The organism is Duganella sp. sic0402 (assembly GCF_019219065.1).
In the GTDB taxonomy this organism is placed as follows: domain Bacteria; phylum Pseudomonadota; class Gammaproteobacteria; order Burkholderiales; family Burkholderiaceae_D; genus Rugamonas.
Genome location: NZ_JAHUWK010000005.1, coordinates 315915 through 342803, shown reverse-complemented (window position 1 = coordinate 342803; position 26889 = coordinate 315915). Strand labels below are relative to the sequence as shown.

General features: G+C 61.8%; 32 protein-coding genes. 9 read left to right on the top strand and 23 right to left on the bottom strand.

Features of this window, described 5'->3' with window-relative positions; all coding sequences use genetic code 11:
* Positions 1-6: 6 nt before the first annotated feature.
* The 6 genes from cpaB to KW842_RS15470 form a co-directional block, all read right to left on the bottom strand.
* Positions 7-879, bottom strand: a complete 873-nt coding sequence (gene cpaB, locus KW842_RS15495) for a Flp pilus assembly protein CpaB (protein WP_218304993.1) — start codon at positions 877-879, stop codon at positions 7-9.
* Positions 876-2270, bottom strand: coding sequence for an ATP-binding protein (locus tag KW842_RS15490; protein WP_229223714.1), 1395 nt, complete (start codon positions 2268-2270; stop codon positions 876-878). The genes cpaB and KW842_RS15490 overlap by 4 nt, the downstream gene beginning before the upstream one ends.
* 8 nt (positions 2271-2278) lie before the next feature.
* Positions 2279-2854, bottom strand: a complete 576-nt coding sequence (locus KW842_RS15485) for a prepilin peptidase (RefSeq protein ID WP_218304992.1) — start codon at positions 2852-2854, stop codon at positions 2279-2281.
* Positions 2855-3009: 155 nt separating this feature from the next.
* On the bottom strand, positions 3010-3156 hold the full coding sequence (locus tag KW842_RS15480) for a Flp family type IVb pilin (protein WP_218304991.1): 147 nt from the start codon (positions 3154-3156) through the stop codon (positions 3010-3012).
* Between the two features lie 184 nt (positions 3157-3340).
* Positions 3341-3508 carry a Flp family type IVb pilin gene (locus KW842_RS15475; protein WP_218304990.1) on the bottom strand — a complete coding sequence of 56 codons (168 nt, stop codon included), beginning with the start codon at positions 3506-3508 and terminating at the stop codon, positions 3341-3343.
* Between the two features lie 45 nt (positions 3509-3553).
* A complete protein-coding gene (locus KW842_RS15470) occupies positions 3554-3721 on the bottom strand; it encodes a Flp family type IVb pilin (protein ID WP_154360730.1) in 168 nt (55 codons plus the stop codon).
* 198 nt (positions 3722-3919) lie between these two features.
* On the opposite strand from KW842_RS15470, the gene KW842_RS15465 reads away from it, so the two are divergent.
* The gene (locus KW842_RS15465; RefSeq protein ID WP_373925188.1) at positions 3920-4081 is read left to right on the top strand and encodes an excalibur calcium-binding domain-containing protein; all 162 of its coding nucleotides are present in this window, start codon (positions 3920-3922) and stop codon (positions 4079-4081) included.
* A gap of 12 nt (positions 4082-4093) precedes the next feature.
* The gene (locus KW842_RS15460) at positions 4094-4912 is read left to right on the top strand and encodes a CHASE2 domain-containing protein (protein ID WP_218304988.1); all 819 of its coding nucleotides are present in this window, start codon (positions 4094-4096) and stop codon (positions 4910-4912) included.
* Here KW842_RS15460 and KW842_RS15455 read toward each other — a convergent pair.
* The 4 genes from KW842_RS15455 to KW842_RS27890 form a co-directional block, all read right to left on the bottom strand.
* Complete coding sequence (locus KW842_RS15455; RefSeq protein WP_229223713.1) at positions 4881-5477, bottom strand: nucleotidyltransferase family protein; 597 nt, start codon at positions 5475-5477, stop codon at positions 4881-4883. The genes KW842_RS15460 and KW842_RS15455 overlap by 32 nt on opposite strands.
* A 73-nt stretch (positions 5478-5550) precedes the next feature.
* Positions 5551-5718, bottom strand: a complete 168-nt coding sequence (locus tag KW842_RS15450) for a Flp family type IVb pilin (protein WP_154360730.1) — start codon at positions 5716-5718, stop codon at positions 5551-5553.
* Positions 5719-5856: 138 nt separating this feature from the next.
* Complete coding sequence (locus KW842_RS15445) at positions 5857-6528, bottom strand: response regulator transcription factor (protein ID WP_229223712.1); 672 nt, start codon at positions 6526-6528, stop codon at positions 5857-5859.
* 17 nt (positions 6529-6545) lie between these two features.
* Complete coding sequence (locus KW842_RS27890; RefSeq protein WP_218304987.1) at positions 6546-8231, bottom strand: histidine kinase; 1686 nt, start codon at positions 8229-8231, stop codon at positions 6546-6548.
* Between the two features lie 332 nt (positions 8232-8563).
* On the opposite strand from KW842_RS27890, the gene KW842_RS15435 reads away from it, so the two are divergent.
* The 3 genes from KW842_RS15435 to KW842_RS15425 are packed head-to-tail and all read left to right on the top strand — an operon-like array spanning position 8564 to position 11015.
* Positions 8564-9025, top strand: coding sequence for a TadE/TadG family type IV pilus assembly protein (locus KW842_RS15435; RefSeq protein ID WP_229223711.1), 462 nt, complete (start codon positions 8564-8566; stop codon positions 9023-9025).
* Entirely contained in the window at positions 9022-9654 is a 633-nt protein-coding gene (locus tag KW842_RS15430) for a TadE/TadG family type IV pilus assembly protein (protein WP_218304986.1), read from the top strand. The genes KW842_RS15435 and KW842_RS15430 overlap by 4 nt, the downstream gene beginning before the upstream one ends.
* A 2-nt stretch (positions 9655-9656) precedes the next feature.
* The gene (locus tag KW842_RS15425) at positions 9657-11015 is read left to right on the top strand and encodes a VWA domain-containing protein (protein ID WP_218304985.1); all 1359 of its coding nucleotides are present in this window, start codon (positions 9657-9659) and stop codon (positions 11013-11015) included.
* A 10-nt stretch (positions 11016-11025) separates the two neighbouring features.
* On the opposite strand, the gene KW842_RS15420 is transcribed toward KW842_RS15425, so the two are convergent.
* Positions 11026-11697 carry a DUF3108 domain-containing protein gene (locus KW842_RS15420; protein WP_218304984.1) on the bottom strand — a complete coding sequence of 224 codons (672 nt, stop codon included), beginning with the start codon at positions 11695-11697 and terminating at the stop codon, positions 11026-11028.
* Between the two features lie 166 nt (positions 11698-11863).
* Here KW842_RS15420 and KW842_RS15415 point away from each other — a divergent pair, with 166 nt between their 5' ends.
* Positions 11864-12598: a hypothetical protein gene (locus tag KW842_RS15415; RefSeq protein WP_229223710.1), complete on the top strand. Its 735-nt coding sequence runs from the start codon at positions 11864-11866 to the stop codon at positions 12596-12598.
* On the opposite strand, the gene KW842_RS15410 is transcribed toward KW842_RS15415, so the two are convergent.
* Positions 12599-13498 (bottom strand): LysR family transcriptional regulator, encoded by a 900-nt coding sequence (locus tag KW842_RS15410; RefSeq protein WP_218304982.1) that lies wholly within the window; start codon positions 13496-13498, stop codon positions 12599-12601. It lies immediately after the preceding gene.
* Between the two features lie 103 nt (positions 13499-13601).
* On the opposite strand from KW842_RS15410, the gene KW842_RS15405 reads away from it, so the two are divergent.
* Complete coding sequence (locus tag KW842_RS15405; RefSeq protein WP_218304981.1) at positions 13602-14450, top strand: aldo/keto reductase family oxidoreductase; 849 nt, start codon at positions 13602-13604, stop codon at positions 14448-14450.
* A 224-nt stretch (positions 14451-14674) separates the two neighbouring features.
* Positions 14675-16255: an isocitrate lyase gene (locus tag KW842_RS15400; protein ID WP_218304980.1), complete on the top strand. Its 1581-nt coding sequence runs from the start codon at positions 14675-14677 to the stop codon at positions 16253-16255.
* 79 nt (positions 16256-16334) lie between these two features.
* Here the strand turns inward: KW842_RS15400 and rng are convergent, their stop codons facing one another.
* From rng to KW842_RS15355, 9 genes are all read right to left on the bottom strand, one after another.
* Positions 16335-17801, bottom strand: coding sequence for a ribonuclease G (gene rng / locus KW842_RS15395; protein WP_218304979.1), 1467 nt, complete (start codon positions 17799-17801; stop codon positions 16335-16337).
* Positions 17802-17845: 44 nt separating this feature from the next.
* On the bottom strand, positions 17846-18466 hold the full coding sequence (locus tag KW842_RS15390) for a nucleoside triphosphate pyrophosphatase (protein WP_218304978.1): 621 nt from the start codon (positions 18464-18466) through the stop codon (positions 17846-17848).
* A 14-nt stretch (positions 18467-18480) separates the two neighbouring features.
* Entirely contained in the window at positions 18481-18951 is a 471-nt protein-coding gene (rlmH, locus tag KW842_RS15385; protein WP_218304977.1) for a 23S rRNA (pseudouridine(1915)-N(3))-methyltransferase RlmH, read from the bottom strand.
* A 6-nt stretch (positions 18952-18957) separates the two neighbouring features.
* Positions 18958-19644 carry a ribosome silencing factor gene (rsfS, locus tag KW842_RS15380; RefSeq protein WP_218304976.1) on the bottom strand — a complete coding sequence of 229 codons (687 nt, stop codon included), beginning with the start codon at positions 19642-19644 and terminating at the stop codon, positions 18958-18960.
* Entirely contained in the window at positions 19644-20303 is a 660-nt protein-coding gene (locus KW842_RS15375; RefSeq protein WP_218304975.1) for a nicotinate-nucleotide adenylyltransferase, read from the bottom strand. The genes rsfS and KW842_RS15375 overlap by 1 nt, the downstream gene beginning before the upstream one ends.
* 2 nt (positions 20304-20305) lie before the next feature.
* Positions 20306-21226: an oxygen-dependent coproporphyrinogen oxidase gene (gene hemF / locus KW842_RS15370; RefSeq protein WP_218304974.1), complete on the bottom strand. Its 921-nt coding sequence runs from the start codon at positions 21224-21226 to the stop codon at positions 20306-20308.
* A gap of 1 nt (position 21227) precedes the next feature.
* Positions 21228-22496 carry a phosphoribosylamine--glycine ligase gene (purD, locus tag KW842_RS15365; RefSeq protein ID WP_218304973.1) on the bottom strand — a complete coding sequence of 423 codons (1269 nt, stop codon included), beginning with the start codon at positions 22494-22496 and terminating at the stop codon, positions 21228-21230.
* A 17-nt stretch (positions 22497-22513) separates the two neighbouring features.
* Entirely contained in the window at positions 22514-23239 is a 726-nt protein-coding gene (locus KW842_RS15360) for a YebC/PmpR family DNA-binding transcriptional regulator (RefSeq protein WP_218304972.1), read from the bottom strand.
* Between the two features lie 127 nt (positions 23240-23366).
* On the bottom strand, positions 23367-23546 hold the full coding sequence (locus KW842_RS15355) for a hypothetical protein (protein WP_218304971.1): 180 nt from the start codon (positions 23544-23546) through the stop codon (positions 23367-23369).
* Positions 23547-23646: 100 nt separating this feature from the next.
* On the opposite strand from KW842_RS15355, the gene KW842_RS15350 reads away from it, so the two are divergent.
* Positions 23647-26160, top strand: a complete 2514-nt coding sequence (locus tag KW842_RS15350; protein WP_218304970.1) for an alkaline phosphatase — start codon at positions 23647-23649, stop codon at positions 26158-26160.
* Here the strand turns inward: KW842_RS15350 and KW842_RS15345 are convergent.
* Positions 26153-26455 carry a hypothetical protein gene (locus tag KW842_RS15345; RefSeq protein WP_218304969.1) on the bottom strand — a complete coding sequence of 101 codons (303 nt, stop codon included), beginning with the start codon at positions 26453-26455 and terminating at the stop codon, positions 26153-26155. The genes KW842_RS15350 and KW842_RS15345 overlap by 8 nt on opposite strands.
* Positions 26446-26793 (bottom strand): type II toxin-antitoxin system RelE/ParE family toxin, encoded by a 348-nt coding sequence (locus tag KW842_RS15340; RefSeq protein ID WP_218304968.1) that lies wholly within the window; start codon positions 26791-26793, stop codon positions 26446-26448. The genes KW842_RS15345 and KW842_RS15340 overlap by 10 nt, the downstream gene beginning before the upstream one ends.
* Positions 26794-26889 lie beyond the last annotated feature (96 nt).

The window sequence follows — 26889 nt, the reverse complement described above, 5'->3', positions numbered from 1 at the left end:
CAATGCTTAAAATTGTTGTGAACTACGCTCCAGGCCTTTGATGACTTCAACCTTGTCGCCCTGACGCTCGACCCGTGGCGCCGGCTTGGGCGCGGCCGGGGGCGGCGTCGTGGTCAGCGGTGGCGTCGGCAGTGTGGTGGTGTTGCGCGCCGGCGCTGTGGCGATCGCACTTTCACCCAGCAAGCTGGTTTTGGTGGCGCCTTCGGTATTGGCGGAATTCGGATCGACCTGATTGCGCAGCACCAGCGATAGCGTGCCGACGCTGCGCGCCAGGTCCAGCTTCTCGACCTGGTCGGGCGTCAGTTCCAGCGTCACCGCGTTGACCACTTTCGGCTTGGTGTCGTCGCGGCTGGACTCCTGCGCGATCGCCAGCACCAGTATGCGTTCCAGCACGATCTTGGAGATAGCCTGCTCGCGCGCCAGATGGTCGCCATTGCTGTCGCTTTGCGTGTTGACCAGGATATCGACGTAATTGCCCGGCAGAGCGAAGCCGGCCACGCCCACCACGTCGTTGACCCGCACCGTCATTGCGCGCTTGCCTTCTGAGACCACCGATGACAGACCGCCTTGCGTGCCGGCTGGCGCCAGCTTGCCTTCGGAGATCGGTTCGCCGCGCTGGATATTGGCGCGCGTGATGCGGCCTTCCAGCGCTTTCAGATCGGTGGCGGCACCCGGCGGCACCGAGCTGGCCGGCCAGTCGACCATGTGCACCAGTTCCGGCGTGAGCCGCGCGCCCATGCTGATGTCCAGCATCGCCACCGCCACCTTGTTGCTGTTGCTTGCCGACTGGCCGGCGATCCATTGCGCCGCCACCACCACGGCCGCCAGCGCCAGGAAGAGCGCGACCCCTATCATTGTCAGAGCACGAGTATTTCTCATCCCAGCCTTCCCTGAATATGCGGATTTGCTTGCTGCTCGCGGCGTTCGCGATCCTTCTTCTGCTGCTCGGCGGCGACGCGTCGGGCGCCGGCGCCGGCAAAGTAGTTATGCCAGGCCCAGTCCAGCGAGCGCTGGTCCAAAGTGGGCGGCGTGCTTTCGTAGCGGGCCAGGTCGCGCACCTGGCGTATCAGGTCGCGCGGGTAGCAGGCCAGCAGCGGTGTCTCGTCCCTGGCATGCAGTCCGCTCAGCAGATAGTCGAAGGCTGCGGCGTCGAATGCGATGCCGTACTGCGCGCAGGCCTGGCGGAATAGCAGTTGATATTCGGCGGGCGTTTGCGGCGGCACTTCTATCTTGTATCCCAGCCGGCGGAGGAAGGCGCCATCCGATAAACGCTCCGGCAGGAAGTTAGACGAGAATACCACGACCACATCGAAAGGAACTTGAAAAACCAGGCCGGTGTGCAATGAAAGATAATCGACGCCACGGTCCATCGGTACGATCCAGCGGTTCATCAGTTCCAGGGGCGAGCAGCGCTGCCGTCCCAGGTCGTCGATGATGAAGATGCCGTTGTTGGCTTTCAGATGAGGAGGCGCCTGGTACAAGCGGGTGTTGGGATCGAAGCGCAGATCGAGCATCTCCAGCGTCAGCTCGCCGCCGGTCAGCGCGGTCGGGCGTTGCAGGCCGCGCACCCAGCGCGCGTCCAGCGTGCGCAGCAGGTCGATGCCTTCTTCTTCGGCCGGTGCGGCGCCGGCCAGCGGCCGATGCTGCACCGGATCGTAGAACGGTACCACCTCGCCGTCGATCATGATCGCGTAGGGCACGGCGATCGCGCCTTTCAATAAGTCGCACAGCCGTTCCGCCAGAAAGGTCTTGCCGCTGCCGGCCAGGCCGTAGATGAAAATCGCGCGGCCGGAATTCATCGCCGCACCCATCTGGTCGAGTACTTGCGTGCTGGCTACAACATCGCGGAAGGCGGCTTGCACATCGGCGCGCGTGACGTGCAGATGGCGCACGCTCTGCGCTTCCATCTGCGCCACGTAAGCGGCCAGCGTCACCGGCGCGGGGCCGGCGTAGGAGTTGCGATTGAGACTGGCGGTGGCGCGCTGCATGCCGGCGTCGGTCAGGTGATAGGTCAGATCGGCGTCAGTGCCGCTGCCGCCGCTGCGCGTCACCTCGCATAATTTTTCGTTGCGTAAATGCGTCACCAGCGGTGTGATGACGCTGATACTGAGTTTCAGATGGCTAGCCAATTCAGGCAGGCGGACCTGGCCGCGCTGGAACAGCACCTTGGACAACAGCTCGACCAGGAACAGAAACGGCAAGCCGGTTTCGTCCGTGGTACGCGGCGCGCGCGCGTCGGCGGGGGAGTCTGTCGATGGCTGAGTCAGCATGCGTCTCCTTAGAAAAACAGGCTGTTGCCGGTGCTGGCGCCGTAGGCCAGGTAAGGTGCGGCACCGGCGGCAATGGCGACTGCGTAAGGCAGGCGGCCGCTGGGTGTGGCAGGTGCGTCCATCTTCGGCACTTCGCCGGCGAGCGAGCGCAGCATGCTGTATTTAATCAGGTGCCAGGTGTTGTAGAGCATCGGCTTGAGGCGGCCATTGAAGCCGGCCACCACCAGGGCCAGCACGCCGCCAGCCAGCAGCGTCAGTAGCGTGATGCCAGCTACGGCGCCGGGGCCGGTGAAGGCGCCGATCATCGCCATCAGCTTGACGTCGCCCGCGCCCAGTGCGCGCATGGCGTACATCGGTAGCAGCAGACACAGGCCAAGCGCCAGGCCGGCCAGTGCTTTGAGGATGCCGATGCCGCCGAATACTTGTATGAAGAGACCATCGCCTGCGGGCAACGCGGCGTTGAACAGCAGGCCAAGCACAGCGCCACCGAACACCAGCGAGTTGGGGATGCGGCGCGTGCGCAAATCGTTCCAGACAGCTAGTGCCAACAAGCAGCACAAGATAATCAGCGGCAAATGAGTCATGAATCTCCTTGTTGAAAAGGGAGCAGACAATTTAGTGTATAGAAATTTTTCGAAGCGGCGTGCACCGTTTCGGAAATTTTTTTAACTTGCAAATGAGTAGGATTCGATCTGACCAGATATGGCGGCAGCAAGGCGGTGATCGCGGCGAGGCAGGCTCAGGTTCTGGAGCCGAGTACGGCGAGGATGGCGATGATCACGATCACGGAGGCCAGGGCAGCAATCAGCGCGTATTCCATCAGCGTGGCGCCGTCGTCATCGCTGACGAAGCGGGCGATACCGCGTTGGAAGAAAGGAAAGCGCATTATTGCTCCATGAGTGAAAGGGATAGAATCAAATGCCAGTCTAGGCGACTGACAGCGTTTTCACATCGGACAAACGTCCTGATTTGTAGTGACATTTGTCATTGTTTCGTTTCCGGCAAAAAAAATCCGGAACCGTGGTTCCGGACAAATAACTACCAGGAGGTTGCTACGAGGAGACTAAAAATCAGGAAGACTTGATCAGGCCGGAAATGTAAGTCAGCGAAGCGGTGATCTTGGGGCCCAGAATAGCCAGGCCGGCGGTGATCGCTGCGGCGATGGCAGCGGCCATCAGGGCGTATTCGATAGCGGTGATGCCGTCTTCATCGCGGAGGAAGTGTTTGATTGCGTTCATGGTGGTTCTCCTAAGTTTGATCAAAGTGAATGGATGGCGTCTGGATTACGACGATTTGATCAGACCGGAAATGTAGGTCAGCGAAGCGGTGATCTTGGGGCCGAGGATGGCCAGGCCGGCGGTGATCGCTGCGGCGATGGCGGCTGCCATCAGGGCGTATTCGATAGCGGTGATGCCGTCTTCGTTGCGGATGAAGTTGGTGATTGCGTTCATGATTGAATCCTCGTTAAAGTTGGTTGAGTAAGGGATGACTACATCAACTAAAACGGGGTTCAGGTTTTAGGTACTGCGGTATGGCTTGCTGATGTAAGTCATTCTACGCACCTTGCCACCGTCTTACATCCGACAAACGTCACGATTTGCGGTGACATTTGTCACGCACGAGGGGAGCCGCAAGTCGCGGCTGCGCCTGTGCTGCGAGGAGTGGGTCCGGCGTATTCCTGTGATGGCCGGAAGTACTGTAGCGAGATGCGCTCCTGCGGCGACGCCAAGGATTTTTTTAAGCACTGCCCGACGGTCAAAATGGATGGCGACAATGATGGTATTTCTTGCGAAAATCAGTGGTGTACTTAGGACATGCGACAGATGACTGGGATGATTGCAAGATCAAGCTGGCTGGCCCTGTTCTGGATGGGGCATATATCCTTTGCCTGGGCTGGGGCCTTTGAGCGGGATTTTGTGGTGGTGTATGTGGATACGAAAACCGAAGCGAGATTTGGCGCTATTCCGCTAAACCGTGGCGTGCTAGCACAGGGCGTCGACGCTATCGCGGATGCCGGTGCGAGAGGTCTGGTGCTGAAGTTTTTCCTTGATCAGCCGAAGCTTGCGGATGACGATGAACGTTTAGCCAGAGCGTTATCGCGCCTGCCGACGGTACTGCAAGCGCGCATGGATGATGCGGAAAGCAAGCCCAATCCGCTCCCGCAACAATTTACGCTGCAGGGCGAATTCAATGCGGCCGTCGTTGGCCAAAGCGGCTGGCTGCCGTTGCCAGTGTTTATGCAGCGCGCCAAGGATATCGGCTTCGTGGACTTTAATTCGTCCTCCGTGCCGATGATTGAACAGTATCAGTCACGTGCGGTGAAGTCATTGATGCTATGTGCAATGGAGCTGGCGGCGGGCACGAAGGCCACAATATCGCCAGGCAGGCAGATCGAGATAGGCCAGCAGGTGATTGCGCTTAATCCGCAAAACCTAGCCACCGTGAATTTGATCGCGCCACCAGTGCAGCACAGTGTTTCGTTCAGCGCCTTATTAGATGGCAGCGCGAGGGCGGCGTTGAAAGGCAAGGTTGTCATATTGGCCTACGATGGGCCGCATATCGAGCAATTCGATACCAGCCTGGGCGCCATGGGCGCGCATCGCTACTTCGTCAATATTCTGCGTTCGCTGTATGGACGGTGACGCGGGGCCAGCGGGCGGCGTAGTTTTTTTGCGTGGTGCGCTGGTGATAGGTATCCAGGCTGACGCGCGTCGGATTGCGGCGCACCACGCAGTTGAACAGATCATCCAGGCCGTGCGGGGCGATCACTTCGATGCTGTCGTCCGCATGCAGGCACAGGCCGACCGAGGTGGCGTATTCGGGCCATGACGCGACCGCCTCATGCAGTGAGGTTAACGGTTCGACCGCGTGGCCGAAATACTCTGCAAACCAGTGATGTACCGCCGCCTGGTTGGTGACTTCCCACGGCGTATCCGGCATCAGGACGGACAGTCGGTGCTGGATGTCCGCATCGCGCGCCGGCGTCAGATCGCTTGCATCGAAATAGGCGACATCGATATCGGGCAGGTGTGTCGGCGTGGCGTAGCCGTGCAAGGCGTCCCACACCAGATTGCGCACCGCGCCGGCGCCGATGCACCAGGATGGCAGGCCGAGTTCACGCACCGCGCGCAAGGCGGGCATGAGCCAGGTGGACGATTGCGCCAGTTGGCGGAGCCTGGCCTCCAGATCAGTAGTGGATATATGCATGACAGTCTGCATGTTAGCAGACAAAAAAATCCGGCACGAGGCCGGATCTTCAAGGGGTACTACGAAACTGCTATCAGGACGATTTGATCAGGCCCGAAATGTAGGTCAGCGAAGCGGTGATCTTAGGGCCCAGGATGGCCAGGCCAGCGGTGATCGCGGCGGCGATGGCGGCTGCCATCAGAGCGTATTCGATTGCGGTGATGCCGTCTTCGTTGCGGATGAAATTGGTGATTGCGTTCATGATTGAATCCTCGTTTAAGTTAGTTGGAAAGTTTGCTTCAACTAAAACGGGGTTCAGGTTTTAGGTACTGCGGTATTGCTTGCTGATGTAAGTCATTCTACGCAGCGTATCACCGCTGCGCAGCGGACAAATGTCATTTTATGCCGTGACATTTGTCACGCCGTGCCTGGTCGCATACACATATAGCTCCAGCCGATTGGCCACGCCCAGCTTCTGATAAATGGTAGTGAGGTTGTTGCGCAAGGTCGGCTCGGCGATGAACAGCCTGGACGCCAGCTCCTTGTTCGGCGCGCCATTTCCTTCCACCACCACCGCCACGATCTTGCGCTCCTTCGGCGTCAGCGTGGCGATGCGCGCCGCTTCCGGATCGGCCTTGGCCGGTGCAGACAACTGGCCCAGCAGCGCATTCATCAGGCTGGGATCGACGCACATATCGCCCTTGGCGACGGTGCGTATGCTGTTCAGCACCACCTCGGCCGAGGCCTCTTTGCTGACCACGCCGCGCGCACCCAGCTTGACCGCCTGCGTCAGCAAACCCTGATCGCGATTGCCGCTCAGGATCATCACCTTCACACCGGGATGCTCCGCCAGCAGCTGCGGCAGAATCTCGATCGAGCTGCGGCCCTCCAGGTCGAGGTCAAGCACGATCACTTCCGGCTTGAGCGCGCTAGCCTGTTGCAAGGCGGTGTCGTTGTTGCTGGCGGTGCCGAGCAGCTGAAAGTCGCTGCCGCCGCCTTCGATCAGTTTTTCCAGGCCCCACAACATGGTCTTGTGGTCGTCTACCAGCATGAGGCGGATAGGTGTGCTCATGGTGTTGTCTCGGAGAGTTATACCGGGATGGCGATGCTGACCGTGGTGTGGCCCGGCGTATCGCAATCGATCGCGATATTGCCGCCCAGCGCCGCAGTGCGCTCGGCCAGCGATCCAGGCAGGAATGGGGCCGATGGACCTTCCGGTGTGTCGTTGTCGATGCGTATCCGCAGCTGGCCGTCAGCATTGCTCAGGCTGATCGAACCACTGCGGGCACGCGTGTGTTTGCGTATATTGTGCATGCCTTCATTCACGATCTGGAACACTTCCGCAGCGAGCCTGTCGCTGATGGCCAGGCCTTCTTCCGCCTGGATGGTAATCTGGATATCGTAGAACTCCTGCACCTGCTGCGCCTGCCGGCGCAATGCCACCAGCAGCTCGGCCTCGGTCTGCGCCGCGCCTTGCCGCACATTGCGGGTGAACTGGCGCATGTCGCTGATCACCTGGGTGGTCATGTCGAGCAGTTTATCAAGTTCAGCCGATACCGGGTGATCAGATTGCAGCGACTGGCGCACCGCGCTGATGCCGTGCCGCAGCCCGATGTAGGGCTGGATGGTGGTGTCGTGCAGGTCGCGCGCGATCTTCTGCCGCTCGCGGAAGGCGGCATCCGAGGCCAGCCGGTCGAGCAGCACAATGTTCTCGATCACCGGGAACACCTGTGCCGCCAACTGTTGCAAAAATACCGCATCGACGCGGCTGAAGCGGTGCTTCTCCGACACGACATAGATGCGGCCTTCGCCCTTGCGCAAGGGCAGCGGCGCGCTGACGAAGGAACTGGCGTCCAGCAAGTCGATCAGCTGTTCGACGTGCTCCGGCGCCAGCGGCTGCCAGCGCGTATCGCCCGGCACGCGCTGGCGCGATTCCAGCGTGCGCGGCAGGCGTGGATGCAGCGGCGCCGAATACTGCGCCAGCGCTTGCGGCGCGAACACCAGCAGCGGCGCGGCCGCGCCTTCCGGCAGGCGCGACAAGGTGGAACGGCCACCCGGCATACCGGACGAATGCAGCTGCCACAGGTCATCGCCGCTATCGCGCATCAGCAGCAGGCAATTGCTGGCATGGTAGAAGTCGCGTGTCTGCGTCAGCATGGTGGCGATGGTCTGGTCGACGCCGAAGCGCGGATTCGACAGCCGGCTGACATCGCGCAGCAAGCTCAGGCGCCGGCGCTGCGCCACGCCCATGCCGCCCCAGTAGGCGATCATGTAGCCGAGCGCCAGCACGAAGGCGGTGCGCAGCAGCAGGTGGCCGTGGTTGATATTGCTGTCGGTCAGCCAGGTGGCCAGCGCCAGTAAAAAAGTGGCGCCCAGCGTGATGCGCGCGCCTTCGTCGAAGCCCCATTGGAACGACGCGGTCAGGATCACGAAGAAGAAGAACGGGAAGAAGAAGCTGTTGCCGCCGCCGGTGCAGTAGACCATCAGCGCGAACCAGCCCAGGTCGATCCAGTACACCAGCTTGCCGTGCCAGAAGGGATTGCGGTAGCGCCGCGCCGCCAGCAGCAGCGCCAGGCTGTGCAGCATGTAGCCGCCGAAGATGAGGGAGCTGAGCAGCGTGCGCTCGCCATGCCGGTTGCCCAGGTCGCCGGGGGCGACAAACAAGGTCAGGATGGCGGTCAGCGCCAGCACCAGGCGCATGACAAACACCATCGATGCGCCGACGGCATCGCCGCCGGCCTGCAGCGCTGCGGCAGGTGGGCTGTGTGGTATCACTATAGCGATTCGCTAGTTGTTGCCAACGCAACCGAGTCTACGCAGGCTAAGCTGTAATGTCTAGCCGGAGCGTGATACGCTGCACCTATGATTCACGCCTGCGTGATTGCTGTCGTCCGCAGGCGCCGCGTTTTTGATGCTTTCTCAGAACATTAAATAACTAGGCGAAAGAAAATGAATCGGTCTACAATGCCTTACCGTCACCTCATTCCTGTGGCGCTGCGACCGGCCTCTACTGCGCCGGGCAGCCAGTCAGCAGTGCCGCGCCATCCGCGCTCCCGCCTGTATTTCCAACCAGCTGTACCTTCTGACCGTACCACGGACGCAACACCATGAGAGTGCCTGCCTTCCAGCGCCGCCAACGCGGCTCGGCTGTCGTCGAGATGGCCATTATCGCCCCGGTGGCGTTTTTGTTGCTGATCGGCGTGATCGAATTCAGCCTGGTGTTTTTCACCACCTTGACCATGCAATACGCAGTGCGCGAAGGCGCGCGCTATGCGATCACCGGCCGCACCGAGGCGAATGCATCGCAACTGACTTCCGTGATGAATGTCATCCGCACCAATTCGGCTGGCTATCTGGATACGGTGTGTCCGAAGTTTTCGGTCAATGGCACTGCGTCCTCGTCCGGTAACTCCAGCACCTTGCTGGGCGCACCGGGCGACATCATCGTGCTGCGCCTCGATTGCACCTGGAAGCTGGCGACGCCCATCGTCGCTGCGGTGTTCCCGAACGGCGAGTACAAATTTGCGGTGGCGGCCACGATGCAGAACGATGCCGGGAGCGGACAATGAGGCGGCCGGGGAGATTGCCGCCGCATGGTCGTGGCCGTGGCCTGGCTGCGGTTGAATTCGCGCTACTGCTGCCGGTGCTGCTGATCTTGATGATCGGCCTGGTGGACGTGGCGCGCGCGTTGCAGGCGCAGATGATATTGATCAACCTGAGCCGCGAGGCAGCCAACCTGGCTTCGCGCGGCAAGCTGCAGTTGTCGGAAAATGCGCAGACCATCATCGGCCAGGTAGCGGCATCGGCGCCGCCGCTCGACATGAACAAGCTGGGCATGATTTACGTCACCCGCATCATGGGCTCGACCAGTGGCGGAACTACCAAGAGCATCGTGCTGGAGCAGTATCGCTGGGATGATGCAAGTAACAACCGTGGCTACCGCGTCAGCGGCTACGCGCCACTGAGCAAGGTCTGGACTTGCAGTAACTGGGCCAGTGGCACGGCCGGCACCTGCCTGGTGCCGAGCGGCGCGACGGCGCCGGTGGTGTCGATGATGAGCGGCCAGTTGCTCGATGGCGAAGTGATCTACGTGGTCGAGGCCTACTACAAATTCAATATGCTGTTCCAGACCTTCACCTTCGGCAGCTTCAGCACGCCGACGCTGGCGGCGGACTTTTATTCGATGACGGTATTCTGATCATGCGTACTTATCAAAAACAACGCGGCGGCGTGATGGTGATGGTCATCGTTTCGCTGGTGACTTTGCTGGCGGTGGTAGGGCTGGCCTTCAGCGCCGGGCTCAGTTATCTGGTCCGCTCCAAGCTGAACGCCGCCACCGACGCCGCCGGCCTGGCGGGCGCGCGCGCCATCAGCAACGGCAACAACCAGACCGAGCAGACCGCCAACGCCAAGGCGGCGGCGCAGCGCTTCTTCTACGCCAACTTCCCGGCCAACTACATGATGTCGACCGCGACGCTGAATGATGTTGGCGTGTCGTTCAGCGGCAGCGAGGTGACGGTGACGGTGAGCGCTTCGGCGACCATGCCGACCGCGCTGTTCGGCGGTTTTGCCTCGGGCGTGCTGTCGCCGTCGGTGCTGACCGAAACCAAGCGCAAGGACCTGGACATGATACTGGTGATGGACGTGTCCGGCTCGCTGGCGCCGTCGGCGGCCAATGTGCGCAGCTCGGCGGCCACCTTCCTCAACCAGTTCAATGTGACGCGCGACCGGGTGGGGCTGGTGCGGTTTGCGTTTGGCGGCATCGTCGACGATCCGATCCGCCAGATTGCGCGCGGCTTCGACCGGACCAGCATGATCAACCACATCAAGGCTTACCAGTTCAGCGGCGCGACCGCATCGGCCGAGGGCATGTACTGGGCGCGCAAGGAAATCAACGGCGTGCCGACGGCCAACCTGAACCGCTCGAATATGCGGGTGATTGTGTTCTTCTCGGACGGCACGCCGAACTCGATCGGCGCGTATCTCAACTGGAAGAGCTCCAACCCCTGCAGCACGCCTGGCATTGTCTATACCGATGACGATGGTTCGGGCACGCCGGCCGGCCTGTACAAGACCGATGAGCAATACGAGGCTGTTGGTGGCAACTGCACGCCGTCCGACCTGCCGAGCAAAGTGGCGTCGCTGCCGGACTGGTACAACGCGCACAACACGGGCGTCTACCCACTGGTGGCCAACGATCCCTTGCAGCGTGAATTCCCCATTGTGACCAATTCGCCGCGCGTGGTGACGAATACGCTCAACTACCAAAACGTCAACCGCGCGGCGCGCAACCTGGTGGAAGCGATGGCGTCGAAATCGCGCGACGAAGGCATCTACATCTTCACGCTGGGGCTGGGCTCCAGCCTGAAAGCGGCAACCGGCTACGATGGCGAAAAAGGCGAAGACACGCTGAAGTGCATGGCCAACTCGGTAGACGCACCGTCGCGCTGCTACAACCCCGCCAAGCCGGTGGGCGTCTACTGCTTCGCCGCAACGCAGTCCGACCTGACGCCATGCTTCTCCAAACTGGCCTCCGCCATCCTGCGCATCTCCAAATAAATCCGGAGTTTCAGCGGGCGGCCATGGGAGCGAGGCCTTTGTGGGTGTAGGACATCAGTTCCCAGCTGTCGCGGCTGTAGAGGCGGCCCTGGGCGTCGGTGTCGAGGTAGTCGAGCTTGACGTAGTTGTTGAGCGCGGGGACGAACCAGACGGTTTCGGTGAGGTTGCCGCTGTCGGCGCCGCTGTCGACCGCGCCATAGCGTGCTTCGATGACGATTTTCAACGCTTCGAATTCGCCTGCCGGGACGCGCACTTTTTCCCAGTCGAGTACCTTGCCCTTGATCTGGTAGCGCCATTGTTTGCCGGCCTTGCTGTTGTCGCCGATGATGTCGCTCGTCCATTCCTTGCCCGGCGTCAGCGGGAAGGCGAAGCGGGCGAACGATGGCGCAAAGTGCATGCCGCCACGGTCGATGGGATTCATGTCGGGACTGAATAGCTGCGTGCTGAGCAGGGCGCCGCTGGCGGCACGCTTGATCGCCATGTGCACCCCGGCGCTATCGATGGCCACGACTTCCATGCGGTTGATGTTGCCTTTGCTGCCTTTCCAGACGTCGGTGTATTGATAGGTCCATGAATCCCCCACAGCCGGCGCCGGGGCCGGCACCGATTCATGGTTGCCCGCCTGCGCGAGTGCGCACGGCAGGATGAAACAGAGCACTGCAAACGAACGTTTGAAAGTCATGCTGTCTCCTTTATTGTGAATTGTGCACTGACTATATAGGCAACATTGAAACAGTGCTAGCGGCAGTGCAGCATAAATAATTAGGACTCTTTACTAAATCGAAAAAGCTGTTATCCTGCGGTCTCGGTGGTAGTAATTTAGGAATCCTAATTAAATGGAGAAAATCATGAAAGCATTTGCAGCAGCAGTTTTCAGCCTGGCAGCCCTGACAGCCCAGGCCCACGAAGGCCACAAGGGCGGCATCGCCAGCGAACCGGTCAAGGCGGTCAAGGCGCCGTTCGATATCGTCCACACCAAGATCACCACCGAAGGCAATATGGCGGTGTTCCACATGGCGGTGTCGGGCAAGGCCGGCAAGTCCAAGCCGTCCAAAACCGGCAAGCTGGCCGGCAGCAGCGTGTTTTCCTATGTCTGGCCGACCACCATGGACCCTTCGGTGGTGGGCTTCGATCAGGGCGCCGGCATCCTGGCCTTTGCCGTCACCTCGCACCCGGACTTCGACGACACGCCGCTGTACGACGAAAACGGCGACGGCAACCTGAGCAACGATGGCGACCTGTGGCACTCGCACTGGGTGGTGCTGAAACCGGATGACGCCTGCGGCAAGGGCGCGCTGAAGGTGGTGGATATTCCGGAAGGCGCCAAGCCCAAGCTGCCGCGCACCTGGCCCGGCCTGCCGCTGCTGATCGACAGCCCCGGCTACTCGCCGCTGTTCAAAGGTGGTACGGTGGAAGTCAAAGTGCCGTTCGATGATATCGGCGTGGTCAACGCGGCCGGCTTTGACGGTGTGACCTCGGCGCTGCGCGTCAACGCCAGCGTGCACAGCCCGCTGCTGTGCGTGGTGGATGTATTCAAGGTCGCCTCCGGCAAGCTGACGCTGCCGGGCAAGGTCAACCAGTAATCACCAGCGCGCGTCCTGGACGAAGTCGACCAGGGCGCGCAGCGGCGCCGGCAGGTAGCGGCGGCCGGGGTAGTACAGCGATGGCCCGGAGAACGCGGGCCACCAGCGTTCCAGCACCGGCATTAGCGCGCCGCGTTCGAAGTGCGGCTTGAGCCAGTCCTCGAACAGGTAGACCAGGCCGCTGCCGGCCAGCGCCGCATCGACCGCCAGCTCGGCGCCGCCGCCCAGGCTGACGATCAGCGGGCCGCTCGGCTCGATCACCACCTTGCGGCCTTTCTGCTCGAATTCCCAGGCCGGCATGGCGCCGCTGGCAAAGCGTCCGCGCAGGCAGATGTGGCGCAGCAGGTCTTGCGGCCGCTTCGGCATGCCGTGTTGTTCCAGGTAGGCCGGCGAGGCCGCCAGGCCGAAGCGCTGGCGGCGCGGCCCGATCGGGATCGCCACCATGTCCTGTTCCATTCTTTCTTCGTAGCGGATACCAGCGTCGCAGCCGGAACGCAGCAGATCGACAAAGCTGTCTTCCACCGTCACTTCGACGCAGATTTCCGGATAGGCCGCCATGAACGGCGGCAGGATGCGCGGCAGGATCAGCTTGGCCGCGCTTAACGGCACGTTCAGCCGCAGCCGGCCTGCGGGACGGTCGCGGAAGCCGTTGACCACATCCAGCGCCGATTCCACCGCGCCCAGCGCCGGTTCCAGCTGTTCCAGCAGGCGCTGTCCGGCGTCGGTGGCCAGCACGCTGCGGGTGGTGCGGTTCAGCAGCCGCACGCCCAGGCCGGCCTCCAGGCGCCGCACCGCTTCGCTCAGTTGAGAAGGGCTGCCGCCGGTTTGCCGCGCCGCCTCGCGAAAGCCGCCATGCTTCGCCACCGCGACGAAGGCGCCGATGTCCTGTAGGTTGTCCATTGTTGACTGTCCTGAATTCAGCACAAGCTGTGTGATTGTGCTGTATTGTCGCACAGCCTTCCCAGGCCTAGACTGTGTGCATCAACTAAGCAGGGAGCACACCATGAACACTTTCCAACTCGGCGATCTGACTGTCAACCGCATGGGCTACGGCGCGATGCAACTGGCTGGCCCGCACGTCTTCGGTCCACCGAAAGACCGCGAACAGGCGCTGGCCGTGCTGCGTGAGCTGGCTGCGCTGGGCGTCGATCACATCGATACCAGCGACTTTTACGGGCCGCATGTCACCAACCAGCTGATCCGCGAAGCACTGCATCCGTATGCCGACGACCTGACCATTGTCACCAAGGTCGGCGCCACGCGCGGCGCGGACGCCTCCTGGCTGCCGGCCCAGTCGCCGAAAGAGCTGGAGACGGCGGTGCACGACAATCTGCGCAACCTCGGCCTGGAGGTGCTGGACGTGGTCAATATGCGCCTGATGTTTGATGTGATGGGGCCGGCCGAAGGCGATATCGAAGCGCACATCACGGCGCTGGCCGAGTTGCAGCAGCGCGGCCTGATACGCCATATCGGCCTCAGCAACGCCACTGCGCAGCAAGTGCAGCAGGCACGCGGCATCGCGCCCATCGTCTGCGTACAGAACCAGTACAACCTGGCGCACCGCCACGACGATGCGTTGATCGATACGCTGGCACAGGATGGCATCGCCTACGTGCCGTTCTTCCCGCTGGGCGGCTTCTCGCCGCTGCAATCATCGCAACTGGCCGAGGTGGCGGCGCAGCTGGAGGCTACGCCGATGCAAGTGGCGCTGGCCTGGCTGTTGCAGCGTTCGCGCAACATCCTGCTGATTCCGGGCACCTCATCGCTGGCCCACCTGCGCCAGAACGTTGCCGCAGCGACCCTGGTATTGCCGCCGGAAACCCTGCAAAAGCTGGATCAAATCAAGGGCTGAAAATCCTTTCCATATTGTGGGATGCGGCATGGTGGGGTGCCGCATCATTTTTTCCATTTTTTGAAAAGGCGTTTCATATCAAGAAAAATTCTATCTATCTCATTGAAAAATAACGAATAAATTTAAGTTATATGTCTTATATAAGACTTTGTGCGCCGCATCAGAATGTCCTACTATTTAGTCATGCGGTTTTGCTTATTCGTGTTTTTCTTTAGGAGATAAAAATGTCCCAGTACCAAGACGACATCAAGGCAGTTGGCGCTTTGAAAGAGCAACAAGGTTCCGCCTGGAACGCCATCAACCCGGAGTCCGCTGCCCGCATGCGCGCGCAGAACAAATTCAAGACCGGTCTGGACATTGCCAAGTACACCGCCAGGATCATGCGCGCCGACATGGCCGCTTACGACCGTGACCCATCCAAGTACACCCAGTCGCTGGGCTGCTGGCATGGTTTCATCGGCCAGCAGAAGATGATCTCGATTAAGAAGCACTTCAACAGCACCGACCGCCGCTACCTCTACCTGTCGGGCTGGATGGTGGCCGCGCTGCGTTCCGAGTTCGGCCCGTTGCCGGACCAGTCGATGCACGAAAAAACCGCCGTCTCGGCGCTGATCAAGGAGTTGTACACCTTCCTGCGCCAGGCCGATGCGCGTGAGCTGGGCGGCCTGTTCCGCCAGCTCGATGCCGCCGAAGGTGCCGCCAAGGCTGCGATCCAGGACAAGATCGACAACCACGTCACGCATGTGGTGCCGATCATCGCCGACATCGACGCCGGCTTTGGCAACGCGGAAGCGACCTATCTGCTGGCCAAGCAATTCATCGAAGCGGGCGCCTGCTGCATCCAGATCGAAAACCAGGTGTCGGACGAGAAGCAGTGCGGCCACCAGGACGGCAAGGTCACCGTGCCGCATGAGGACTTCCTGGCCAAGATCCGCGCCATCCGCTACGCCTTCCTGGAGCTGGGCGTGGACGACGGCATCATCGTCGCCCGCACCGATTCGCTGGGCGCCGGCCTGACCAAGCAGATCGCCGTCACCAATCAGCCGGGCGACCTGGGCGACCAGTACAACGCCTTCCTCGACTGCGACGAAGTGTCGGCCGATGCGCTGGCCAATGGCGACGTGATTATCAAGCGCGACGGCAAGCTGCTGCGTCCGAAACGTCTGCCGAGCAATCTGTTCCAGTTCCGCGCCGGCAGCGGCGAAGCACGCTGCGTACTGGACTGCATCACCTCGCTGCAAAATGGCGCCGACCTGTTGTGGATCGAAACCGAGAAACCGCATATCGCGCAGATCGGTGGCATGGTCAGCGAAATCCGCAAGGTGATTCCGAACGCCAAGCTGGTGTACAACAACAGCCCGTCGTTCAACTGGACGCTGAACTTCCGCCAGCAGGTCTACGATGCGTTCAAGGCCGAAGGCAAGGACGTCAGCGCCTACGAGCGTGGCCAGCTGATGAGCGTGGAGTACGATGACAGCGAGCTGGCCAAGCAGGCCGACGAGAAGATCCGCACCTTCCAGGCCGATGCGGCGCGCGAAGCGGGCATCTTCCACCACCTGATCACGCTGCCGACCTACCACACGGCCGCGCTGTCGACCGACAACCTGGCCAAGGAATACTTCGGCGACCAGGGCATGCTGGGCTACGTGGCAGGCGTGCAGCGCAAGGAGATCCGCCAGGGCATCGCCTGCGTCAAGCACCAGAACATGTCCGGCTCAGACATCGGCGACGACCACAAGGATTACTTCAGCGGCGAGGCCGCGCTGAAGGCGGCCGGCAAAGACAACACCATGAACCAATTCTGACCTACCCGGTCAAGTCCTCAAGAAGCTCGCCCACAAGGCGAGCTTTTTTTATTTCAGCTTTACCCAAAGAGGATTTCAGTCACATCAAAATCACGTCGTACTGCTCCTGGTGATAGGTGTTCTCGACTTGCAGCGAGATTTTTTTGCCGATGAAGTCGCCCAGCATGGCGAGGTGCTGCGATTCCTCTTCGAGGAACATGTCCACCACTTCCTGCGAGGCGAGGATGCGGAACTCGCGCGGGTTGAACTGTTTGGCTTCACGCAGCAGTTCACGCAGAATTTCATAACAGATGGTGCGCGATGTTTTCACCTGGCCCTTGCCGCTGCACGCCGGGCAGGGTTCGCACAGGATGTGCGCCAGTGATTCGCGGGTGCGCTTGCGCGTCATCTCCACCAATCCCAGCGCCGAGAAGCTGCTGACCGACACCTTGGTGCGGTCGCGCGACAGCGCCTTCTTCAACTCGCCGAGCACCGCGTTGCGATGCTCGGTGTTTTCCATGTCGATGAAGTCGAGGATGATGATGCCGCCCAGATTGCGCAGCCGCAGCTGGCGGGCGATTGCATGCGCCGCTTCCAGGTTGGTCTTGAAGATGGTGTCGGCGAAATTGCGCCCGCCGACGAAGCCGCCGGTGTTGACGTCGATGGTGGTCATTGCCTCGGTCTGGTCGACGATCAGGTAGCCGCCCGATTTGAGGTCGACGCGCCGTCCCAGCGCGCGCAGGATTTCTTCCTCCACGCCATACAGGTCGAACAGCGGCCGCTCGCCGGTGTAGTGGTTGAGCCGCGCCAGCACGCCCGGCGTGTAGGCCTGGCCGAATTCCTGCAGGCTCAGATAGTTTTCGCGCGAGTCGACCTGGATGGTCGCCGTCTCGTCATGCACGAAGTCGCGCAGCACGCGCTGGGCCAGACTCAAGTCCTGGTGCAGCAGCGTGGTGGCCGGCCTGGTGCGTGCGCCGTGGGTGATCGCGGCCCAGGTCTTGCGCAGGTATTCGACGTCGGCGGCGATGTCGGAGTCGGAAGCATCCTCGGCCTGGGTGCGGATGATGTAGCCGCCTTTTTCATCTTTCGGCAGCAGGCTTTGCAGGCGCGTGCGCAGGGCTTCGCGCTCGGACTCCTTTTCAATCTTTTGCGAGACGCCGATATGGCCGTCCTGCGGCAGGTAGACCAGCATGCGGCCGGCGATGGAAATCTGCGTCGACAATCGCGCGCCCTTGGTGCCGATCGGGTCCTTGATCACTTGCACGGTCAGCACCTGGCCGTCGAACAGCAGTTTTTCGATGGGCGTCGGGGTGGCGTTGTTGCCGCCGTCGTGCGGGCGGGCTTCCCAGATGTCGGCGACGTGCAGGAAGGCGGCGCGTTCCAGGCCGATGTCGATGAAGGCCGACTGCATGCCGGGCAGCACCCGCACCACCTTGCCGGAATAGACGTTGCCGGCCAGTCCGCGGGTGAGTGTGCGTTCGATGTGGAGTTCCTGCACGGCGCCCTGCATGATGAGGGCGACGCGGGTTTCCTGCGGAGTGATGTTGATCAGGATGTCTTCGTTCATGCCCTGATGATACACGGCAGGAGTCGGGTACGCCACAAAGGTGGCTAGGGCAGCGGCAAACCCGCCTGGCGCAGCAGTTGTACGGTTTCGTAAATGGGCAGGCCCATGATGCCGGAGTGGCTGCCGGCGATATGTTCGATGAATGCCGCCGCCGGACCCTGGATGCCGTAGGCGCCGGCCTTGTCATATGGTTCCGGCGTGGCGCAATACGCGGCGATGGCGGCCGGCGACAGCACGCCGAAGCGCACTTCGGACACCTGGGTGATCTGGCCGGAAAAGCTGGCCGATTCCACCGCGATCGCGGTCAGCACCTGGTGGGTGCGGCCGGACAGCTGCTGCAGCATGGCGATGGCTTCCGCCGTGTTGGCCGGCTTGCCGAGGATGGCGCCGTCGATGGTGACGGTGGTGTCGGCCGACAGCACCGGCCGCGCCGCCATGCGGCGCTTGACCACCAGCTCGGCCGCAAACACGGCTTTTTCTTTCGCCACCCGCGCCACATAGTCGAGCGGCGCTTCGCCGGGCAGCACTTCCTCGGTCACGTCGGCGCCGCGCGGACCGTCGCTGCGCAGCATCAGCAGCTCGAAGTCGATGCCGACCTGGCGCAGCAGCTCACGCCGGCGCGGGCTTTTGGAGGCGAGGTAAATCTTTTTTTCGACCGGCTTCATAAGATATACCCGAGTTAGACGCGGTGATACGGATGGTTCTGGGTAATGGTCCAGGCACGGTACAGCTGCTCGGCCAGCATCACCCGCACCATACCATGCGGCAGCGTCATGCTGGAAATCCGTATCAGGCCTTCGGCGCGCGCTTTCAGCGCCGGATCGAGGCCGTCGGCGCCGCCGATCAGGAAGGCGGTGTCGCGGCCATCCTGCTGCCAGGCTTCCAGTTGCTGCGAAAGGCCGACCGAGGTCAGGTCCTTGCCGCGTTCGTCGAGGGCGATGATGCGCACCGATTTCGGCAGCGCCGCTTCGATGCGCTCGCGCTCCAGCGCCATTGCGGTGGCGGCGGTCTTGCTGCCGGAACGTTCGACCGGCTTGATTTCCTTCAGCACGATCTTCAGTTCCGGCGGCATGCGCTTCACATACTCGGCATAGCCGGATTCGATCCAGGCCGGCATTTTATGGCCGACCGCAGCGATGATCAGCTGCATGCTGGATTACTCTTCGGATTTCTTGATGCGCTTGATGACGGTCTTGGCCGGCGCTTCTTCAGCTTTCGGCTTGGCCGTACGTGGCTTCGGCGAGGCTTTCAGTGCCTTGATGGCGGCGACCGTGGTCTTCGGCGCGCCGACCTTGATCTTTTTGCCGGCTGGGACAGCGGCTGGCTTGGCAGCAGCTTTCTTGGTCGCGGCGGTGGCGGTGGTCTTGGCGGCGGCCGGCTTGCGTGCGGCTGGCTTCTTCTCGACCACTGCTTCGGCGGCAGCGGCTTTCTTGCCGGCGGCCAGGTGGCTGCTGATCTTTTTCGGTTCGGCTTCTTCGGCTTCCTTGGTGCCCTTGCGCTTGGCGGCGCCCAGTTTCACCGGCTTGTCGCCCCAGATCTCTTCCAGACGGTAGTAAGCGCGGATAGGCGCTTGCATGATGTGGACGATCATGTCGCCCAGGTCGACCAGCACCCATTCACCGGTGTCCTCGCCTTCCATGCCGTAGACGTTGCCGCCGGCTTCCTTGACCTTGTCGCGCACCGAGGCGGCCAGCGCCTTGGTCTGGCGGTTGGAGGTACCGGAAGCGATCGCGATGCGGTCGAACAGGCTGGTGAGGTGGGTGGTGTCGAACAGGACGATGTCTTGAGCCTTGACGTCTTCGAGGGCGTCAACGACCAGGGTTTGCAGTTTTTTGATGTCCATTAGCTTGTATATAAATTGTGTTGTTCAATATAGTCTAGCACTAGCGGCGGGATAAGCGAGTCCGCCTTTTCCCCCCGTTGTAATGCCGCACGTATCCGGGTGGCAGAGATATCCACCGCGAAGTCTTGTGCCAGATACGTCAGACCATGCGGCGTGTTACGGATTTGTTCCGGCGTTCCCAGCCTGCTGGAAAACGCCTGCGCCACTGCCGGCGGCAAGCCGGCGGTGGCAAGGTTGTAGCCAGGGCGCGCCGCTACGCAGATATGTGCGTAGCCGAACAGCGCCTGCCATTCGTGCCAGGTGTCGAGCCGCTGCAGCTGGTCGGCGCCCATCAGGAAGCTGATGCTAGCCTGTGGTCCCAGCTCGGCGCGCACCTGGCGCAAGGTGTCGATCGTGTAAGTGGCCACGCCCAGCGCGCCACGGGCGATTTCCTGCAGGTCGACGCTGACGCTGAACGGCTGGCCGGCAAACGCCAGCGCCAGCATGTCGGCGCGTTGCTGCGCGGAGGCCTTCAGCGTGGCTTTTTGCCACGGCAGTCCGGTGGGGATCACGCGCAGCTGGTCGACTTGCAGCAGCGTGGCGAAATAGGCGCCCAGCGCGACATGACCATGGTGCACCGGATCGTAGCTGCCTCCCAGCAGTGCGACGCGGAACGCCATCGTTATGCGGCGAGCCAGTCGCGGTGCGGCAGGAAGTCGGTGTACAGCGCCGCTTCCGGCGAACCGGCTTCAGGGTCCCAGCGATAGCGCCATTTGACGACAGGCGGCATCGACATCAGGATCGCCTCGGTGCGGCCGCCGGATTGCAGGCCAAACAGCGTGCCGCGGTCGAATACCAGATTGAATTCGACATAGCGGCCGCGCCGATAAGCCTGGAAGTCGCGTTCGCGCTCGCCGTAAGCCGTCTCCTTGCGCTGCTCGACAATCGGCAGATAGGCTTGGAGGAAGGCGTCGCCGACGCTTTGCGTCATGGCATAGCTTTGCTCAAAGCCCGGCGCGTTGAAGTCATCAAAGAAGATGCCGCCGACGCCGCGCGCTTCCTGGCGGTGCTTCAGGTAGAAATACTCGTCGCACCATGTTTTAAAGCGGCCATGCAAATCCGCGCCGAACGGGGCGAGGGCGTCATGGCAGGTCTGGTGGAAGTGCCTGGCGTCTTCCTTGAAGCCGTAATACGGCGTCAGGTCCATGCCGCCGCCAAACCACCACACCGGCTCGCCGGCGCTATTGGTGGTGCTGAAGAAGCGTACATTCATGTGCACCGTCGGCACGTAGGGATTGCGCGGATGGATCACCAGCGACACGCCCATCGCTTCCCACGGATTGCCGCCGATGTCCGGGCGGTGTGCCGACGCCGACGGCGGCAGCCTGGCGCCCATCACATGCGAGAAGTTGACGCCACCGCGCTCGATCACATTGCCTTCTTCGACCAGGCGCGAGATACCGCCGCCACCTTCGGCGCGCTGCCACTCGTCGCGCAGGAAGGACTTGCCGTCAACGGCTTCCAGTCCCTGCACGATGCGGGCTTGCAGGTCGAGCAGCCAGGCTTTGACTGCGGCCGGCTGCGGTGGCGTGGTGGTGCTCATCTCAGTGTTTCAGCCCGCGCCAGCCGATATCGCGACGGCATTGCGCGCCTTCAAAGCTGATCTGGTCGACCACCTCGTAAGCCTGTTTCTGCGCCAGCTTGATGCTGTCGCCCAGGCCGACCACGCACAGCACGCGGCCGCCGGTCACCTGCAGCTGGCCATCCACGTCGGCGGTGCCGGCGTGGAAGGTCACCGACTCCGGCGTCTCGGCCGGGATGCCGTCGATCACGGCGCCTTTCAGCGGCGCGTCCGGATAGCCGGCAGCGGCCAGCACCACGCCCACGGCGGTGCGGCGGTCCCATTCCAGCTCGATCTGGTCCAGCGTGCCGTTGACGGCGTGTTCCATCACCGCCACCAGGTCGGTCTTCAGGCGCGACATGATAGGCTGGGTTTCCGGATCGCCCATGCGGCAGTTGAATTCCAGCGTGCGCGGATTGCCGGCGGCGTCGATCATCAGGCCGGCGTACAGGAAGCCGGTGAAGACGATGCCGTCCTTGGCCATGCCGGCGATGGTCGGGTTGATGATTTCGCGCATCACGCGGGCATGCATGGCCGGCGTGACGATAGGCGCAGGCGAGTAAGCGCCCATGCCGCCGGTGTTCGGGCCTTCGTCGTTGTCTTTCAGGCGCTTGTGGTCCTGGCTGGTGGCCAGCGGCAGGATGTTTTTGCCGTCGCACATGACGATGAAGCTGGCTTCTTCGCCGGCCAGGAATTCCTCGATGACGATGCGCGCGCCGGCGTCGCCGAAGCGGTTATCGGCCAGCATGTCGTCCACCGCGCGGTGTGCTTCTTCCAGCGTCAGCGCGACCACCACGCCTTTGCCGGCGGCCAGGCCGTCGGCCTTGATGACGATCGGTGCGCCATTGGCGTCGATGTAGGCGTGCGCCGGAGCGACGTCGGAGAAGGTCTGGTAGTTGGCGGTCGGGATGCCGTGGCGCTGCATGAAGGCCTTGGCGAAGTCCTTCGACGATTCCAGCTGCGCCGCTTCCTTGGTTGGGCCGAAGACTTTCAGGCCGCGTGCGCGGAACAGGTTGACGATGCCGCCGGCCAGCGGAGTCTCAGGGCCGACCACGGTCAGGCTGATGCCTTCGCTTTCGACGAAGTTGGCCAGCTCGTGCAGGTCGGTGATGTTGACGTTGACCAGGCGTGCGTCGCGTGCGGTGCCGCCGTTGCCGGGGGCCACGTACACCATCTGGATGCGCTCGGATTGCGCCAGTTTCCAGGCCAGCGCATGTTCACGGCCGCCGGAGCCGACTACCAGTATTTTCATAAGTCCTCAGTCTTCGCTCAGTCTTCGATCTCTACGTTGGAATACACTTCCTGCACATCGTCCAGCGCTTCCAGTGCGTCCAGCAGTTTTTGCATCTTGACCGCGTTGTCGCCGCTGACGCCGGTCACTGCGTCCGGCTTCATGACGATTTCGGCCACTTCGGCCTTGAAGCCCTTGGCTTCCAGCGCGTCCTTGACGGCGGCGAAATCGTGCGGGCCGCACAGCACTTCAATGCCGCCTTCGTCGTCGGTCAGCACGTCTTCGGCGCCGGCTTCCAGCGCCACTTCCATCAGCGCGTCTTCATTGGTGCCCGGTACGAACAGGAACTGGCCGCAGTGCTTGAACATAAAGGCCACCGAGCCTTCGTTGCCCATATTGCCGCCGTTCTTGTTGAAGGCGTTGCGGACTTCGGCCACGGTGCGCACGCGGTTGTCGGTCATGCAGTCGACGATGATGGCCGCGCCGCCGATGCCGTAGCCTTCGTAGCGGACTTCCTCGTAGCTCGCGCCGTCTTCGCCGCCGGTGCCGCGGGTAATCGCGCGCTGCACGTTATCCTTCGGCATATTGGCGTCGGCCGCCTTGTCGATGGCCAGGCGCAGACGCGGATTCGCGTTGATATCACCGCCGCCCATGCGCGCAGCAACGGTAATTTCCTTAATCAGGCGTGTCCAGATCTTGCCGCGTTTCGCGTCAGTTGCTGCTTTTTTGTGCTTGATATTGGCCCATTTGCTGTGTCCAGCCATGTTCGGTCTTCCTTCGGCGGTGTATCGGTAATTATGTGTTGGTGGAGCGGTGAGGGCGGTATTCTAGCATAGGGGCCAGCCGAGAACCTTTTCCATCACCTCCGGCAGTTGGATTTGCGCCACCCAGTCATGCGGGCGTTTGACCAGGGTGGCGGCGCTGTTGCGGCGGCGCGTACAGCGGGATGCTGGCGTCGAACTTGAGGATGCTGAGGATTTTGGACCGTTCGAAAAAGCGGTACCGGTGTTTTTTCAGGCCGGCGATGAAGCCGCGCGGGCTGATGCAGCGCGCCAGCCGTGCATACACCATATTTCACGCTAGAGGTGACACTCCATTTTTTGTAGAGAAGCTGTCATATCCCGCTGCTAGGCTTTACTTTTTTGACATTATTACGGCAGCGGGAGCCACCATGGACAGACGGCAGTTTCTTAAATTCGGCAGTTTTATTACGGTATCGGCGGCGACTGGCGCCGCACTGAGCGCTTGCGGCGGCAGCGATGGCTCGGCAGACAACGGCCTGGCGCCGGCCACCGGCGCGTGGAAGTTCCCGCAAAGCGTGGCCTCGGGGGACCCGCGCGCGGACAGCATCCTGCTGTGGACGCGCGCCGTGCCAGCGGCAGCCGACAATGTGGCCGCCGTGGCGGCTGGCGCCGATACGGCGATCCGCCTGATCGTCACCTCCGCCGACAACAGCGCTGCGCTGGGTGGCAGCACTGCGCTGAGCGGCGCCACCGTAGCCGATGTGCGCCTGCCGCTGCAAAGCCGGTACGACAACACCATCCGCCACAAGCTGACCGGCCTGACGGCTGGCACGGTGTACTACTACCAGTTCATCGCCGGTGACAACCGCTCGAACGTTGGCCGCTTCAAGACCGCGCCGGCAGCGGACGCTGATGTGGCGCAGCTGCAATTCGTCTACATGACTTGCCAGGACTGGAGCGTGAATCACTGGGGCGCGATGACCTCCATCGCCGCCGAGCAGCTGGATTTCATCGTCCATCTGGGCGACTACATCTACGAGACGGTGGGCGAGGACTTCCAGCTGGGCGCGGTGGAAAGCCGCCACGATGCGCTGGTGCTGCCGGACGGCGTGTTCAAGAACGGAAGCTCGGGCGCCAAATATGCCAATACGCTGAACGACTACCGCTACCTGTATAAGAAGTACCGCACCGATACCCGTTTGCAGGCGCTGCATGAGCGCTTCGCCTTCATCGCCGTGTGGGACGATCACGAATTCACCGACGACGCGTGGCAGGACGCGCAAACCTATGACGGCTCGTTTAACGCCGACGGCTCGGACCTGCACCAGTCCACGCGGCGGCGCAACGCCAACCAGGCGTGGTTTGAATTCATGCCGGCCGACGTGTCGCTGGATGCGGCCAACACCACCTTCCAGAACATCAGGATTTACCGCGATTTCCAATTCGGTAAATTGATGCAGCTGGTGATGACCGACGAGCGCTTGTACCGCTCGGACCATGTGATACCGGAATCGTCCGTGAATCCGGCGACCGGCAAGCCGCTGGGCCGCATCGGCTCGCGCTACCTGGTGCCGCAGGATTTGTTCAACAGCGTGGAAGCGCAAAAGATGGCGGGTGCGAAAACCATCGGCCTCGATCCGCTGACCACGGCCACCATCCTCGGTAACACGCAGCGCCAGTGGTGGATGGACAAGATGAAGTCCGCCAGTTCGACCTGGAAGCTGTGGGGCAATGAAGTATCGCTGCTGCGCATGGGCATGAATGGTGTGGACGCTGTTGCCACGCTGCTGGCCTTGAATGCAGTGTCGTCGCTGGCCACCTCGGTGGGTACGACGGCAGCAGCGGTGGGCGGCAACTTTGCCGTGGCCGGTGCGATTGTGGCTGCCGTGACGGCAGGCGCATCGGCCGCCGTTGCGCAGGCTGGCGCGGGCGCCATTGCGACTTCAGCCGCCACCGGTGGCGCGCTGGATGCGCAGGCTGTTGCTGGCGTCAAGGCTGGCCTGACAGCGGCGCAGGCGTCGATCGCCGTTGGCGCCTTTGGCAAGGTCGCCACCGCCGCCGCCTCCGGCCAGGGCGGCGCGGCATTGGCCGCTGTGGCGGGGCAGACCATCGCCTTCGGCTACATCAAGCCGGAAGTGCAGGAGAACAAAGCCAATTCGGTGTTTGTGGCGGCATCGGGCAAGAAGGAGGCGCTGGCCTCGTTCTTCACCAAATTCCTGCTCAACTGCGACCAATGGGATGGCTACAACAGCGAGCGCAAGGCGCTGATGGCGCACCTGAAAACCAATAACGTCAAGAACGTGGTGGCGCTGACTGGCGACATCCACGCCTTCTTTGCCGGTACGGTCAGCGATGATTTTGATGCGGCGGGCGGTGGCGCGCCGGTGATGGTGGACCTGGTGTCGGCCGGCATCAGCTCCGACTCCTTCTTCAGCTATCTGCGCGACGCGGCGGCGGCGCTGGGCGATATCGGCACGCTGGTGTCGTATCCGCTGGCGGTGCCGGTGACGGGGCTGGGCACGGTCAACCTCAGCTTCAACCTGCTGGACTACACCATGGGCAAGACCGCGCCCACGGTGGCCGCGCTGGCCGAGCAAACCCGCGTACAGTTGCGCGGCGCGCTGGCGGCGAAGGGCATACCCGAAGCGCAGCTGGAAGCCACCACCGGCGCGGTGCTGGCCGGCCTGCAAGCCAACGTCGACTTCAACACCAGCCTGCTGGCCCTGGCGCAGCAACTGGCGGCACTGGGCAACAACCTGTGGCTCAAGCATCTGAATACCGACGCGCAAGGCTACACGCTGGTCACTCTCACCCCCGGCAAGCTGACCGCGCAATTCAAGCAAGCCAACAAACTAGTCGGCACCGCTGCCCCCGCCGCCGCCATCGCGCGCACTACCATGGCGACGGTCACAGCTGGCGTCGCTGCAGTAACTGTCAACTAGCAGCGACCCGTAACGCCAGTTTGAGCGCCTTCGTTATGACCTTCAAACTGGCGTTATGAGGAGGATTCTTTTGCGAGAGAAGCTGTTGCAAGGACAGACTCGGTATCGATAAGGAATTTGCCAAAGCATCAAATCCAATCGTGCCGACGATGAGTACCCGCAGCATACCCTGAGCCGGTTCACACTCGCTTTGTGATAGCAGTTCCTCTAGCTCATCAAGCAGAATGTTTGTGAATGCTTGATCACTGCGGATCTGTTCAATAATTTCAGTTTCAAAGTCAACGGTCAGCTCCATAATTTCCCTCCGTCGTTCGCTCTTTTCCGCAGTTTGTACTCTTCGTGCATGCTCTTGGCACGTGTAATGTCGATCTGCTGGCGCTGCTTTGTTCCACCGCCAAATAATAAAATCACTGTGTCGCCGTCCTGCGCCAAATAAACGCGATAGCCGGGTCCCCAGTTGATTACGTATTCTCCTATGCCTGCAAACCATTTTACTCGCGAGAGATTCCCTTTCTGGAGGCGAAATATCGCAGTTGAGACTTTCGCCATTGCTCGCCTGTCCAGTTGAGCGTACCACTGCTGAAAAGGAACGGAATGATCCGCTCGCATGTACTTTTTAATCGTGATGTCCATCGAAGAATGCTCACACAGCCTATCATCAATCAATTTGATGTGGCTCACGCGAGTTGGAAAAAGCGTGGCGGCAAGCAGTGGCAGGCGTTAGCGGCT